14 protein-coding genes are annotated in these 14,372 nt (G+C 62.8%); 3 read left to right on the forward strand and 11 right to left on the reverse strand.

All coding sequences use genetic code 11. From position 1 onward, the window contains the following. A partial coding sequence (locus Q7U29_RS00860; RefSeq protein ID WP_304737415.1) for an AGE family epimerase/isomerase occupies positions 1–649 on the forward strand: 649 nt, incomplete at its 5' end. 33 nt (positions 650–682) lie between these two features. Here the strand turns inward: Q7U29_RS00860 and Q7U29_RS00865 are convergent. From Q7U29_RS00865 to Q7U29_RS00890, 6 genes are all read right to left on the reverse strand, one after another. Continuing rightward, on the reverse strand, positions 683–1,525 hold the full coding sequence (locus Q7U29_RS00865) for an ABC transporter ATP-binding protein (RefSeq protein ID WP_304737417.1): 843 nt from the start codon (positions 1,523–1,525) through the stop codon (positions 683–685). A gap of 231 nt (positions 1,526–1,756) precedes the next feature. Further along, the gene (locus Q7U29_RS00870) at positions 1,757–3,049 is read right to left on the reverse strand and encodes an ABC transporter substrate-binding protein (RefSeq protein ID WP_304737418.1); all 1,293 of its coding nucleotides are present in this window, start codon (positions 3,047–3,049) and stop codon (positions 1,757–1,759) included. Between the two features lie 57 nt (positions 3,050–3,106). Continuing rightward, complete coding sequence (locus tag Q7U29_RS00875) at positions 3,107–4,180, reverse strand: branched-chain amino acid ABC transporter permease (RefSeq protein ID WP_304737420.1); 1,074 nt, start codon at positions 4,178–4,180, stop codon at positions 3,107–3,109. Positions 4,181–4,182: 2 nt separating this feature from the next. Then, on the reverse strand, positions 4,183–5,076 hold the full coding sequence (locus Q7U29_RS00880; protein WP_304737421.1) for a branched-chain amino acid ABC transporter permease: 894 nt from the start codon (positions 5,074–5,076) through the stop codon (positions 4,183–4,185). Next, on the reverse strand, positions 5,073–7,004 hold the full coding sequence (locus Q7U29_RS00885) for a long-chain fatty acid--CoA ligase (RefSeq protein ID WP_304737423.1): 1,932 nt from the start codon (positions 7,002–7,004) through the stop codon (positions 5,073–5,075). The genes Q7U29_RS00880 and Q7U29_RS00885 overlap by 4 nt, the downstream gene beginning before the upstream one ends. Beyond that, positions 7,001–7,822: an ABC transporter ATP-binding protein gene (locus Q7U29_RS00890; RefSeq protein WP_304737425.1), complete on the reverse strand. Its 822-nt coding sequence runs from the start codon at positions 7,820–7,822 to the stop codon at positions 7,001–7,003. Before Q7U29_RS00890 ends, Q7U29_RS00885 begins: the two co-directional genes overlap by 4 nt. A gap of 332 nt (positions 7,823–8,154) precedes the next feature. Between Q7U29_RS00890 and Q7U29_RS00895 the strand changes: the two genes are divergently transcribed. Then, complete coding sequence (locus Q7U29_RS00895; RefSeq protein ID WP_304737426.1) at positions 8,155–8,829, forward strand: Crp/Fnr family transcriptional regulator; 675 nt, start codon at positions 8,155–8,157, stop codon at positions 8,827–8,829. A gap of 57 nt (positions 8,830–8,886) precedes the next feature. Here Q7U29_RS00895 and Q7U29_RS00900 read toward each other — a convergent pair whose 3' ends face one another. From Q7U29_RS00900 to Q7U29_RS00920, 5 genes are all read right to left on the reverse strand, one after another. Further along, positions 8,887–9,582, reverse strand: coding sequence for an ABC transporter ATP-binding protein (locus Q7U29_RS00900; RefSeq protein ID WP_304737428.1), 696 nt, complete (start codon positions 9,580–9,582; stop codon positions 8,887–8,889). Continuing rightward, on the reverse strand, positions 9,582–10,331 hold the full coding sequence (locus Q7U29_RS00905; protein ID WP_304737429.1) for an ABC transporter ATP-binding protein: 750 nt from the start codon (positions 10,329–10,331) through the stop codon (positions 9,582–9,584). Before Q7U29_RS00905 ends, Q7U29_RS00900 begins: the two co-directional genes overlap by 1 nt. Next, positions 10,328–11,629 carry a branched-chain amino acid ABC transporter permease gene (locus Q7U29_RS00910; protein WP_304737431.1) on the reverse strand — a complete coding sequence of 434 codons (1,302 nt, stop codon included), beginning with the start codon at positions 11,627–11,629 and terminating at the stop codon, positions 10,328–10,330. The genes Q7U29_RS00905 and Q7U29_RS00910 overlap by 4 nt, the downstream gene beginning before the upstream one ends. Continuing rightward, positions 11,626–12,573, reverse strand: a complete 948-nt coding sequence (locus tag Q7U29_RS00915) for a branched-chain amino acid ABC transporter permease (protein ID WP_304737433.1) — start codon at positions 12,571–12,573, stop codon at positions 11,626–11,628. The genes Q7U29_RS00910 and Q7U29_RS00915 overlap by 4 nt, the downstream gene beginning before the upstream one ends. 71 nt (positions 12,574–12,644) lie before the next feature. Then, positions 12,645–13,880, reverse strand: a complete 1,236-nt coding sequence (locus Q7U29_RS00920) for a branched-chain amino acid ABC transporter substrate-binding protein (RefSeq protein WP_304737434.1) — start codon at positions 13,878–13,880, stop codon at positions 12,645–12,647. A gap of 342 nt (positions 13,881–14,222) precedes the next feature. Here Q7U29_RS00920 and Q7U29_RS00925 point away from each other — a divergent pair. Further along, on the forward strand, positions 14,223–14,372 hold a 150-nt coding region (locus Q7U29_RS00925; RefSeq protein ID WP_304737436.1), incomplete at its 3' end, for a GDP-mannose 4,6-dehydratase.

Genomic DNA, 14,372 nt, shown 5'->3' on the forward strand with positions numbered 1-14,372 from the left:
TCTGGAGGGATTGCCGGCGTCGATGCCGCGCCGGCAAAACCCGCATATGCATCTGTTCGAAGCCATGATCGCGACCTTCGATGCGACCCATGAGCCGGTGTTCCAGAACCGCGCCGGCGACTTCTTCGCGCTGTTTCTCGCCAACCTCTACGACAAGCAGAAACGGGTGCTGGGCGAGTATTTCGAGGAAGACTGGTCGAGGATCGAGCCGGTCAGCGTCGAGCCCGGGCATCAGGCGGAGTGGGTCTGGCTGCTGAAGGGATTTGAACGGATCACGGGCTGCCCGACGGGGCGTCCACGCGGAGAACTGCTCGCCACCATGCTGCGCTATCGCGACGAGGTCACCGGCTGCCTGGTCGATGAGGGCGACGCCGAGGGCAACATAAGAAGGCACACGCGGCGCCTGTGGCCGCAGACCGAGATGGCCAAGGCGTGGATCGCGCAAGCCGAAGCAGGCGAGGCCGGTGCCGCCGATGAAGCGCGCGCAGCGCTGGCGCGGCTCGAGCGGCATTATCTCCGGCACCCCGTCGCGGGCGGCTGGTACGACCAGTTCGATCGCGACGGTGCGTCGCTGGTCGCCACGATCCCTGCATCTTCGTTCTATCATGTCCTCAGCGCGGTCGCGGAAGCCGAACTGGTGCTGGCTTAAGCACCCCCGGTGCTCGGTTGAGCACCTGCGGCATCACAGCCACCGCTTCCTTCGCTTGAAGCTCTTCAGGTTCTTGAAACTCTTGCGCTGGTCGCCGGCGCCGCCGAGGTAGAATTCCTTGACGTCCTCATTGTCGCGCAACTCGTCGGCCGAGCCGTCCAGCACCACCTTTCCCTGTTCCATGATGTAGCCGTGGATCGCCACCGAGAGGGCGGCGCGCGCATTCTGCTCCACGAGGAGGATGGTGACGCCGAGATCGCGGTTGATCTTGCCGATGATCCCGAACACTTCCTTGACCAGCAGCGGCGACAGTCCCATCGACGGCTCGTCCATCAGGATCATTTTCGGCCGCGCCATCAGCGCTCGGCCGATCGCCAGCATCTGCTGTTCGCCGCCGGAGAGATAGCCGGCGAGGCCGGTGCGTTCCTTCAGGCGGGGAAAATACTCGAACACGCGGTCGATGTCGGCGTCGATCTCGTTGTCGCTGCGGGTATAGGCGCCGAGTTTGAGATTCTCGATTGACGTCATGTCGGCGATGATGCGGCGGCCCTCCATCACCTGGAAGATGCCGCGTCGGACAATCTTGTCCGGATCGATGCCGTTGATGCGCTCGCCGTTGAACACGATCTCGCCGCGGGTGACTTCGCCGTCTTCGGTCTTGAGCAATCCGGAGATCGCTTTCAGCGTGGTTGACTTGCCGGCGCCGTTGGCGCCGAGCAGCGCCACGATCGCGCCCTGCGGCACCTCGAGGCTGAGGCCGCGCAGCACCAGGATGACGTCGTCATAGACCACCTCGATGTTGCGCACGCTGAGCAGCGGGGCAATGGCAGGCGCCACGGCTCTTGGCGGGCGATCGATTTCGGTTGTTTCGGTCATGCTCTGATCCTGACGCCTCGCTGACAACACGCGCGCTACGTATTACTCACTGCGTTTGCACCACCCACCGCTGTCATCACCCGCGAAGGCGGGTGACCCAGTATTCCAGAGCCACCTGCGTTCAACCGAGGCGCAGCGGCGTACTGGGTCCCCCGCTCCAGTGCGCAATTGCGCACAAGGCGGGGGACGACAAGTGAGTGCGTTGGATCGTCCCGTGGGACGGTCTCTACCTTACCAGCCGAGCCATTCCGCCTTGCGCGGCAGGTCGATGGTCTTGACCTTCTCGAGCTTGATCGCGCCGTTCTTGACGAGATCGTTGAGCGGCGCATCGGTCGCACCCGTGATCTTCATGCGATAGAGATCGACCTTGAGCGTGCCGCGGTGATCCTTTTCGGTGAAGGTCGACGGATTGCAGACGCCTTCCATGCCGGCCGGCACCCAATCCTTTTTCTGGTAGAAGCCCTTCTTGACGTTCTCGCCGGTCGCGCCACCGTTCTTGGCGGCCCATTCGACGGCCTCCCTCGTGTAGAGCGCGCTACAGACGCCCGCGATGTAGTGCACCGGTCGGTAGACCGTACCGGCCGCGTCCGACATCTTGGAGATTTCCATCAGGGTTTTCATGCCGGGTGCGTCGCCGCCCCACGCCACCGCGGTGCGCAACGGAAACACCACGCCATTGGCGGCCGCGCCGGCGGCCTTGGCGGCGTTCTCGTCCATGCCCCAGACGTTGCCGAGGAACTGGACATCGACACCCGCGGCCTTGCAGGCGTTCAGCACCGAGATGTTCGAGCCGGCGGTATTGCCGAGATAGGCGTAGTTGGCGCCGGAACTCTTCAAGGTCAGGCACTGTGCGCTATAGTCGCCGGGCGTCAGCGCGAACACGATCGGCGGCAGCAGCTCGAAGCCGAGTTCGGCCGCCATCGCTTCACCCGCCGCCTTGGGCGCGTTGGGATAGGGATGGTTGGCGCCCATGTGGACGAACTTCGGCTTGCCGGGCTTGCCCTTGGCCTTCCAGTCATCCGCGGCCCAGGTCAGCATGCCGCGAACCGCGTCGGAATAGCTCGGACCGTAGAAGAAATTGTAGGGAGCGGGCTTGGCCTTGCCGCCTGCGCCGGTCGGGTCGGACAGCGCGGCGGCGTAAGACGCCGAGATGTCGGGAATCTTGTCTTCGGCGAGGAAGCCGGTGAGGGCTTCGGTGTCGGCCGTACCCCATCCGAGAATGGCGGCGACCTTGTCGGCGCCCGACCATTTCTTGTACTGGGCGATCGCACGCGGCACCTGATAGCCGTAATCGACGGTATCGAGGTTGACCTTGGTCTTGTTGATGCCGCCGCTTTTGTTGATCCAGGCATAAGTATCGACGATGCCTTGTCCGTAGGGCGTTCCGACGTCGGAGGTCGGGCCGGAATAATCGACCAGATTGCCAAGCGGTATCGGCGTCTGGGCGGTGGCGGGCGTGATGGCGGACATGCCGCCAAGCATTGCCGCCAAGGCGGCGCTGCTGAGAAGAGCTTTCATGTTCATAAGCATAATCCTCCGGTTTTCTTCTCGAGGTCTTCTTGTTGTCTGCCCGTTCCGACCTCAATGCGAGAACGGGTAGAGTTTCCAGTAAGCCTTGATCTGGCGCCAGCGGTGCGCCAGTCCGTCCGGCTCGAACACCAGAAAGATGATGATGATGATTCCGATCGCCATCTCGCGCAGGAAAGCGATGTTGTTCTTCAGTCCCAGGAACTGGTCGATCGGACTGTCGCGCAGCGCGACGCTCAGCCATTCCATCGATTCCGGCAGCAGCACCATGAAGGCGGTGCCCATCAGCGTGCCCATGATCGAGCCGAGCCCGCCGATGATGATCATGGCGAGAAAAATGATGGAGCGGTCGATGCCGAAGCCCTCGTTGGAGACCACCTGGTTGTAATGCGCATAGAGCGCGCCGCCGACGCCGGCAAAGAACGCGGCGAGGCCGAACGACAGCGTGCGGTACTTGGTCAGGTTGATGCCCATGATCTCCGCCGACAGGTAGTGATCGCGCACCGCGATCAGCGCCCGGCCGTCGCGCGAGCGGATCAGGTTGGTCACCAGCAGGTAGCAGACCACGACATAGGCGAGCACGACGTAGAAATACTTCTTATCGCCGCGCAGCGAATAGCCGAAGATCGAGAACGGCTCGGCGCTGGCAGGCACGCTGCCGCCGGTGAACCATTCGGCTCGGGCAAAGAAATCCAGCAGGATGTACTGCGCCGCCAGCGTCGCGATCGCGAGATAAAGTCCCTTCAGGCGCGCGGCGGGCAGGCCGAACACCAGTCCGACCGCCGCCGTCACCACGCCCGCGAGCGGAATGCAGAAGAACACGGGGATGCCGAACCGGTTCGACAGATAGGCCGAGGTAAACGCCCCGAAGCCGAAGAAGGCGGCATGGCCGATCGAGATCTGGCCGGTGAAGCCGACCACGATGTTGAGGCCAAGGGCGGCGATGCCGAAGATGCCGATCTGGATCAAGAGGCTGAGGCTGTATTCGCCGAGGACGTGCGGCGCAAAACAGATCAGCACGATGCCGGCGATCATCGCGTTGCGCCCGGTCCGGGTCGGGAACACGGTGGTGTCTTCCGCGTAGCTGGTGCGGAAATCGCCGGCGGGAATGAGGGTGGGGCCTGCCATGATTATACCCGCTCGATGTCTTTGGTGCCGAACAGGCCATAGGGCTTGATCATCAGGATGATGATCAAGGCGTAGAACGGCACGATCTCGTAGAGATTGCCCCAGTGCAGATACTCAGAGTCGAGGAAATGCGCGAAGTTCTCCAACAGGCCGATGATGATGCCGCCGAGCACCGCGCCGCCGACGCTGTCGAGCCCGCCGAGGATCGCCGCCGGAAACACCTTGATGCCGTAGGCCGAAAGTCCCGCCGAGACGCCGTTGACGACCGCCACCACCACGCCGGCCACCGCCGACACTGTCGCCGAGATCGCCCACGCCATCGCGAACACGCTCTTGACGGAGATGCCGAGCGATTGCGCCACCTGCTGGTTGAACGCGGTGGCGCGCATGGCGAGGCCGTATTTGGAGAAGCGGAAGAACCACGCCATCCCGATCATCATCGCCACCGAAACGGCGAGACTCATCAGATAGACGGTCTGCACCTGCAGTCCCAGGATATTGACGTGCTGGGTCGCGAAGATGCGCGGAAACGGCTGCAGATTGACGCCGAACATCCATTTCATCAGCGCCGAGAACACCGTGGACAGCGCGATCGTCACCATGATCACCGAAATGATCGGCTCGCCGATCATCGGGCGCAGGATGACGATCTGGATCGCGATGCCGAAGATGAACATGAAGACCAGGGTGATCGGCATGCCGAGCCAGAACGGCACCTGGTATTTGGTCAGCAGCGCCCAGCACACCCAGGCGCCGACCAGCAGCAATTCACCCTGTGCGAAATTCACCACTTGCGTGGCCTTGTAGATCAGCACGAACGACATCGCGACCACGCCGTAGAGTGTGCCGACCACGAGGCCGTTGACCAAGAGCTGGATCAGAAGCTGGGTGTTCATTCCGCGGCCTCCGCCACAGCCGCATCGTGCCCGAGGTCGACCACCGCCAGCGTGGTGCGGATGCGCTGGGTGGTGCCGTCCTGGAAGCGGATCACGGTATCGACCGGGATTTCACTCTTGCCGCCGTAGATCGCATCGATGATCCCGGCGTATTTCTCGTTGATGACGCTGCGGCGCACTTTGCGGGTGCGGGTCAGTTCGCCGTCGTCGGCATCCAGTTCCTTGTAGAGCAGCAGGAATCGGGAGATACGTTGCGCCGGCGGCAGGGTGGCGTTGACGGTTTCGACTTCCTTGCGCAGCAGCGCGTAGACTTCCGGGCGCGAGGCGAGGTCGGTGTAGGTGGTGAACGAGATCCGTTTTTTCTCCGCCCATTTCGAGATGATCGAGAAGCGGATGCAGATCATCGCCGCCAGTGCGTCGCGGCCGGCGCCCAGCACCACGGTCTCGGCGATGTAGGGCGAGAATTTCAGCTTGTTCTCGATGTATTGCGGCGAGAACCGTTCGCCGCGGGCGGTTTCCGCCAAATCCTTGATGCGGTCGATCACCACCAGCTGCTTGCTGGGGTTGAAATAGCCGGCGTCGCCGGAATGCATCCAGCCATCCTCCATGTCGGCGGCGGAGGCCTCCGGGCTCTTGTAATAGCCGAGGAACATGTTGGGGTGCCGCACCACGATTTCACCGACACCGTGGATATCCGGATTGTCGATGCGGATCTCGATGTTGTCGGCCATCGCCACGCCGGTGGTATCGGGGTCGACTTTGCCCATGGGATGCAGCGTGTAGGCGCCGAGCATTTCGGTCTGGCCGTACAGCGTGCGCAACGGCACGCCCATGGCCTGAAAGAACTTGAAGGTGTCGGGACCGAGCGCGGCGCCGCCGGTGGCGGCCGAACGCAGCCGGCTGAAGCCGAGGCGGTCGCGCAGCGCGCGGAACAGCAGGATGTCGGCAACCGCGGAGTGCTTGCCGTGCGCCAGCGCCGCCAGCCCCGTCTTCATGCCGAGTTCGTAGAGGCTCTGCTTGAGCGGCGAGGAATCCATCACGCCGGCGCGGACGTCGGCAGCGATCGATTCCCAGACCCTTGGCGCGAACAGCACGAAGGTTGGCGCGATCTCGCGGAAATCGTGCATCATGGTGTCGGGCTGCTCGACGAAGTTGACCTTCATCCGGCACAGCAGGCCTTTGCCGAGCACGTAGACCTGTTCCATGATCCAGGGCAGCGGCAGCACCGAGACGTATTCGTCGTCCGGCCCCTTCGGATCGAATGACAGGTAGGTCGCGCAATGCCGCAGCACGCGGCCGGCGGCGAGCATCGCCAGTTTCGGATGCGCCGTGGTGCCCGAGGTGGTGCAGAGGATCGCGACGTCCTCGCCTTCGGTTTCGTCGACCAGTCTGTCGTACAGGCCGGGTTCGCGCGCGGCGCGGGCGCGACCCATCTCCGCCAGCCTGGCGGCTTCCATCAGTCGCGGGTCGTCATATTTCCGCATGCCGCGCGGGTCGGAATAGACGATGTGCTCGAGTTGTGGCGCGCGGTCGGCCAGCGCCAGCAGCTTGTCGACCTGCTCTTCGTCCTCGGCGAACACCAGTTTGGCTGCGCCGTAGCTAAGGAGATAGGCGGCTTCCTCGTCCAGCACGTCGCGATAGAGGCCGAGTGACATGGCGCCGATGGCATGGGTGGCGATTTCGGCCGACACCCAGTCCGGCCGGTTGTCGCCGATGATGCCGATGACGTCACCGCGGCCGAGGCCGAGTTCGACCATGCCGAGCGCGAAGTCGTGCACCCGGGTCTGGTAGTCGTTCCAGGTGAATACTTTCCAGAGTCCGAAATCCTTTTCGCGCAGCGCGATCTCGCCGCCGTGCTCTCTGGCGTTGAGGCGCAGTAACTTCGGATAGGTGTCGGCTTGGGCGACGCGGCCGGCGTAATCCATCATGCCACGGTCTCCGCTGACGCCGGGTTGTCGTCGGGGTCGACCAGGACCTCGTCCTCTTCGCCGAGGTATGCGCGCTTGACGTGCGGATCGGCCAGCACCGCGGCGGGATCGCCTTCGGCGATCTTGCGGCCGAAATCCAGCACCATGACACGGTGGGAAATATCCATCACCACGCCCATGTCGTGCTCGATCATCATGACGGTCATGCCGAACTCTTCGTTGAGGTCGACGATGTAGCGCGCCATGTCCTCTTTTTCCTCGAAGTTCATGCCGGCCATCGGCTCGTCGAGCAGGATCAGTTGCGGCTCCAGCGCCATGGCGCGGGCGAGCTCGACGCGCTTGCGCAGGCCGTAGGGCAGGGTGCCGGCGGTGGCCTTGCGGACCGACTGCAGATCGAGGAAATCGATGATCTCCTCCACCTTGCGGCGATGCTCGAGTTCCTCGCGCCGCGCGCCGGTCAGCCAGTACAGCGATCCCGTCAGGAAATTGTTCTTCAGCAAGTGATGGCGGCCGACCATGATGTTGTCGAGTACGCTCATATGATGAAACAGTGCGAGGTTCTGGAAGGTGCGGCCGATGCCGAGCCGCGGCCGCGCGTTCGGATTGAGGGCGGTGATGTCCTGCCCGCGATAGAACAGCTGGCCTTCGGTCGGCTTGTAGCGGCCCGAAATGCAGTTGACGATCGAGGTCTTGCCGGCGCCGTTGGGGCCGATGATCGAGAACAGCTCGCCATCGTTCACGCCAAAGCTGACCTCGGTGAGCGCACGCACGCCGCCGAAGCGCAGTGACACCCCGCGCACTTCCAAAGCGTAATCCACCTATTCCTCCGAGATACGGCGCTTGACGCGCTCTTTATCTGTCTTGCTCTCACCGAGCCGATCATACATGGGCCGTCATGGGTAGGCCATTCCAACCGCGGTAATGCCGCACCCTATCTCCCCCTGGACTACGGGCCGCGCTAGGAGATGGCCCTCAATAGGGTAAAGCGGTACTTTGAAATGTCTTGCGCCTGACAATCTCCAGGCAAATTTCGTCGGCGGCCATGATCGGCGTTTTGTTCCCAAGGGGACGGCGCGGTGGTGGGACCAGGGTTATTGTTGCGGCGCAGCATGGGCGTCGTGCGGCATCAGGGGGACGGTTCGACGTTACAATGATTGCAGCAGATAATTTGAAGCGCATCGCGGCCTGGTCGCGCGAATTGAACGAGCGGGAGGTCGAGATCGCGCGCGCCGGGATCGTCGAAAAATCCTACCGCGCCAATGAATTCATTTTCATGCGCGGCGACAATTTCGACTACTGGACCGGCGTCGTCACCGGTCTTGCCCGTATGGGTATCGTGTCCCGGGGCGGCAAGGCCGCCAGTTTTGCAGGTCTGACCGGTGGGGCATGGTTCGGCGAGGGCTCCGTGCTCAAGAAGGAGCCCCGGCGCTACGACGTGGTGGCGTTGCGCGATACGCGACTGGCCATGATGGACCGCGGAACCTTCGTCTGGCTGTTTGAAAACAGCGTGGGGTTCAACCGTTTCCTGGTCAGGCAACTCAACGAACGCCTCGGCCAGTTTATCGGATTGCTCGAATATGGCCGGACGCTGGACGCCACCGCCCGTCTGGCACGGTCGATCGCCTCGCTGTTCAATCCCATCCTCTATCCGGATCTCACGCTTCATCTGGAGATCACCCAGGAGGAAATCGGCGCCCTGTCCGGCATGAGCCGGCAGAACGCCAACCAGTGCCTGAAGCGGCTGGAGAGCCAGGGGTTGCTGCGGCTCGAATACGGCGGCGTCACCATCGTCGACCTCGAGCGACTGCGCCGTTACGGCGAGTAGCCGTCACCTTGCCGATGGCGGAGCCGGGCTCTCCCCGATCCCGCAACCGATTCCGGTTCAGACTTCCAGCCATTCCTTGCGAATGGCATCGTTGGCTTTGAGTTCGGCCGGCGTACCCTCGAACACGATGCGGCCGTGGCCCATCACGTAGACCCGATGCGAGATCCGCATGGCGATCGAGAGTTTCTGTTCCACCAGCAGGATGGCGACGCCGCGGCGGGCGATCTCGGCGAGGAGATCGCCGACCTGCTGTACGATGATCGGAGCCAGCCCCTCGGTGGGCTCGTCGATCATGACGAGTTCGGGGTCCCCCATCAGCGTCCGGCAAATCGTCAGCATCTGCTTTTCACCGCCCGACAGCACGCCGGCCGCGGTATCGGCGCGGGCGGCGAGGTTGGGGAACATCTCCAGCATGTCTTCGAGCCGCCACTTGCCGGCGCGGCTGGTATCCTTGATGCCAAGCATCAGGTTTTGCCGCACCGTCAGCCCTGGAAAGATATCGCGGTGTTCCGGCACGTAGCCCAAGCCCAAATGCGCGATCCGGTAGCTCGGCAAGCCCGCGATATCGGTGCCCTTGAACTTGATCGAGCCCTGCGGCGGCACCTCGCCCATGATGGCCTTGACGGTGGTGGAGCGGCCGACACCATTGCGGCCGAGCAGGCTGACGACTTCGCCGGCATCGATACGCATATCGACGCCCTGCAGGATGTGGCTTTTGCCGTAATAGGCGTGCAGGTCGCGGACCTCCAGCATCAGGCGGCCTCCTCGCCGAGATAGGCTTCCCGGACTTTCGGATTGCCGCGAATCTCTTCCGGCGTGCCCGAGGCGATGATCTGGCCATACACCAGCACCGAAATGCGGTCGGCGAGGCCGAACACCACGCTCATGTCGTGCTCGACGATCAGCAGCGTGCAGCCTTCCGTCAGGCGGCGGATCAGTTCCACCGCGCGTTCGGTCTCGGCGTGGCTCATGCCGGCGGTCGGCTCATCCAGCAGGATGACATTGGCGCCGCCGGCCACCGTGATGCCAATCTCGAGGGCGCGCTGCTCGGCATAGGTCAGCAGACCGGCCGGCACGTCGCGCCGCGCCGTCAGGTTGATATCGCTGAGGATCCGGGCGGTCCGCTCGCGCACTTCCGGCAAATTGTCGATGTTCTTCCAGAACGTATAGCGATAACCGGCGGCCCACAGCACGGCGCAGCGCAGGTTTTCCCACACGCTCATATTGGCGAACACGTTGGTGACCTGGAAGCTGCGTGACAGGCCGCGGCGGTTGATCTGGTAGGGCGGCAGGCCCGACACCACTTCGTCGCGCAGCAGGATGCTGCCGGCCGAGGGCACCATGTAGCCGCTGATCAGGTTGAACAGCGTGGATTTGCCGGCGCCGTTCGGTCCGATCAGGGCATGGCGTTCGCCCTGCGCCACCGTCAAATTGACGTTGCGGATCACCGAGGTGATGCCGAAGCTCTTCTCGACGCCACGCAATTCGATGGCGGTGCTCATGCGATGGCTCCCTGCTCGCGCGCGCCGCTGGTGGCCTCGTCCCACGCATGTCCGACCATCGTCCAGGTCTTGCGCGCCACCCAATAGCCGCCGAACAGCAGGACCGCCGACATCGCCCAGATGTAACGGTTCGCCGCGTCGAACGGGACGCCAAACGCCTTGATGTGAGAGTCGTCGCCGGAGTGGACAGAAAAATACACAATAATTTCGGTCGCGAGGATGAGGCCGATGAGCATGGCGAGCGTCGGCACGAAGGCAATCAGATAGCTGGGCAGCACCCTGCCGAGCGTACCGGCCTTCACCAGCGGGCGGTGCATCATCAACAGGCCGGTGATGCCGCCCGGCGCGAACAGCACCACGGCGATGAAGATCAGTCCGAAATAAAGCTGCCACACCTGCGTCAGATCGCTGAGGCCGAGAGAGAGAAACGTGACGAAGATCGCGCCAACGATTGGGCCGATGAAGAACCCGACGCCGCCGATATAGGTGGCGAACAGCACGGTTCCCGACTGCACGGCGCCGAGATAGGCCGAATTGGCGATTTCGAAGTTGATGGCCGCGAGGGCGCCCGCTATGCCGGCGAAGAATCCGGAAAAGCAGAACGCGAGGTAACGGACGACGTGCGGATCGTAGCCGACGAACTGCACCCGCTCGGGATTGTCGCGCACCGCATTGCACATCCGGCCAAGCGGCGTGCGGGTGAGGGCGTACATGGCGATGACGGCCAACAGCGTCCATGCCGCGACTAGGTAGTAGATCTGGATTTGCGGCCCGAAACTCCAGTCGAACAGCCGAAACACCTTGGTGCGGTTGGCTGAGATGCCGGCTTCGCCGCCGAAAAAAGTGCGCAGGATCAGCGCCGACGAGGCGACCAGTTCGGCAAGGCCGAGCGAGATCATCGCGAACGCGGTTCCGCTGCGCTGGGTCGAGACCCAGCCGAGCAGCACCGCGAACAATAATCCGGTCAGTCCTCCGATCAGCGGGACCAGCGGCAGCGGGATCGGCAGCTTGTTGGCGCCGATGATGTTGATGGCGTGGATCACCAGGAAGCCGCCGAGGCCGTAATAGACGGCGTGGCCGAACGACAGCATGCCGGTCTGGCCCAGCAGGATGTTGTAGGACAGCGAGAAGACGATCGAGATGCCGATCAGGCTGAACGTGGTCAGCGATCCGCCGGAGCTGAACAGTTTCGGCAGCAACAGCAGCACGATCGCGGCCGCGAGCCATAATCCGTAGAATTTGAGTTTTTCGGCGGCCGCGGGAACGGGAGGTGCCACGCTTGAGGTTGTCTCGGTCATGTGTCGCGTGTCCCGAGCAGGCCCATGGGACGGAAGATCAGGATCAGTACCAGCAGTACATAGGGCATGATCGGCGCGATCTGGGCGATCGTCACGTTCCAGATGTCGGCGAGCCAGGTCGCCGCATAATCAGGGCTGAGCGGGCCGAACGCGCCGGACAATGAGCCGTTCATCGATACCGCAAAGGTCTGCACCAGGCCGATCAGCAGCGAGGCGACGAAGGCGCCGGGCAGCGAACCCAGTCCGCCGACCACCACCACCACGAACAGGATCGGGCCGAGCAGTCCGGCCATGTTCGCCTGCGTCACCAGCGCGGGACCGGCAATGACGCCGGCGACGGCGGCGAGCGCGGTGCCGACGCCGAATACCAGCATGAAGATGCGTCCGACGTTATGGCCGAGATGGCCGACCATGTGCGGATGGGTCAGTGCCGCCTGCACGATCAGGCCGATCCGCGTCTTCTTGAGCGTGACCAGCAAGGCCGCGAAGATCAGGATCGAGACCAGCAGCATGAACATCTTGTAGGCGGGATAGTTGGTCGAGAAGATCGTGAAGGCCGAGAAATCCAGCGACGGCGGCACGCGGAAATCCACAGGGCTCTTGCCCCAGATGATCTGCACGACTTCCTCGATCGCGAAGGCGAGGCCGAAGGTGAACAGCAGTTCGGCGACATGGCCGTTCTTGTGGACGCGGCGCAGGCCATACCGCTCGACCGCGGCGCCGATCGCGCCCGCCAGCAATGGCGCAATCACCAGCGCCGGCCAGAAGCCGAACCACCGGCTGATCTGAAAACCGAAAAACGCGCCGAGCATGTAGAAGCTGGCATGCGCGAAGTTTAGCACGCCGAGCATGCTGAAGATGACGGTGAGCCCGCTCGCCATCAAAAACAGCAGCATGCCGAACAGTACACCGTTCAGCGTGGAGATGACGATCAGTTCAAGCACGGCGCACCGCCTGGTGGATAAGGGACGCGTCCGCCCCGAACCTTCGGGGCGGACGGCTTACGTGCGAATGATTACTTCGGACGTTCCATCTTGCAGGTGGTCGGCAGCACGGTCTGGGCGGTATCGATCCTGGCGATCAGCTTCCAGCCCCAGCCGGTCTTTTCCTCGTCGAAAGGTTCCTTTGCGGTGCGCTCGCCGAGCGAGGAAATATAGATCGGCTGGAAGAACTGGTGATCGTCCTTGCGCATATTTCCCTTGCCGCCATTGAAGACGTCGAACTCCATGCCTTCGAGCGCGAGCGCGACCTTGATCGGATCGATCGACTTGGCCTTGTCGGCAGCTGCCGCCAGCATGCGCATCTGGTTGACGGCGCGCGGGTAGAACAGACTGAAGTCGTATTTGGCGCGCAGCGCCTTTTCGAACTCCTGCGACGGCTTGTTGTCGAGATTGGCGATGCCTTCGCCGACCTGGAACACCTGATGGTTGAGGTTGGCCTGCTTGACGGCGGTCGGACCGCCGGTGCCGCCGGCGTAATAGGTGTACCAGTTCACCTTCAATCCGGCGTCCGCCGAAGCTTTCAGCAGCAGCGCGAAATCCTGGCCCCAATTGCCGGTCACCACGGTGTCGGCGCCCGATGCCTTGATCTTGGCGATATAGGGGGCGAAATCGGTGATTTTCAGCAGCGGATGCAGTTCGTCGCCGACGATCTTGATGTCCGGCCGCTTGGCGCCGAGCATCGACTTGGCGGCGGTTCGGACCGAGTGGCCGAACGAGTAATCCTGATTGATCAGATAGACGTTCTTGATGGCGGTCGCGGTCTTCATGTAGTTGGTGAGCGCCTCCATCTTGATGTCGGAGTTGGCATCCCAGCGGAAATGCCAGAAGCTGCACTTCTCATTGGTCAGGACCGGATCGACCGCGGCATAGTTGAAGTACAGGACTTCCTTGCCGGGATTGCGCTCGTTGTACTTCGAAACGAAATCCGTCAGCGCGCCCGCGACCGACGAGCCATTGCCCTGGGTCAGGAACCGGATGCCTTGATCGATGGCCTTCTGGGCCTGGATCAGGCTTTCCTGCGGATTGGTCTTGTTGTCGAAAGGCACGATCTCGACCTTCTTGCCGAGAAGTCCGCCCTTGGCGTTCAACTCCTCGGCGAGGAACTGAAAGGTCTTCAGGCCGATTTCGCCAATGCTGGCGCCGCCGCCCGACAACGGGTCGATATAGGCGATCTTGACCGTCTCCTGCGCGATCGCAGCCGTGCCGAACATCGGCAGCGCGATGGCCGCGGCCATCATCAGTTTACGCATGTGTTTCTCCCTTTATTGACTTTTCTTGGGTTTTGGCTCGGCACGGATGCCGGAATAGCTGGATTCCAGTCATTCGGGCCCCAAGCCCTCACGTGAGTCGATTGTGGTCCATGGCTCCGTAACCCGCAAGCCCCGGCGACGCCTGACCGGTAACTGACTGCCGGGGACCAATTTGCTTGGGGGAAGGGGGGCATGATAGGGCTTTGGCCGTCCGGCTTGCGTCCTTGGGACCGAAGTGGCCGGTCCAGCGCAACGTTTGGTGGTTTGTCGTCGCCCGGCTGCTCTCGGGTAGTTGCTTTTGGGTAGTTGCTCTTGGGTGGTCTTGGCGTTGTTGGAGAAGACATGACGGTTCAGGATTCAAAACGGCGCGTTGCGCTGATTACCGGCATTACCGGCCAGGACGGCGCCTATCTCGCCGAATACCTGCTCGGCCTCGGCTACACCGTGCACGGCATCAAGCGCCGATCATCCTCGTTCAACACCGCGCGCATC

It is taken from the genome of Bradyrhizobium sp., assembly GCF_030654605.1.
GTDB lineage: Bacteria > Pseudomonadota > Alphaproteobacteria > Rhizobiales > Xanthobacteraceae > Bradyrhizobium.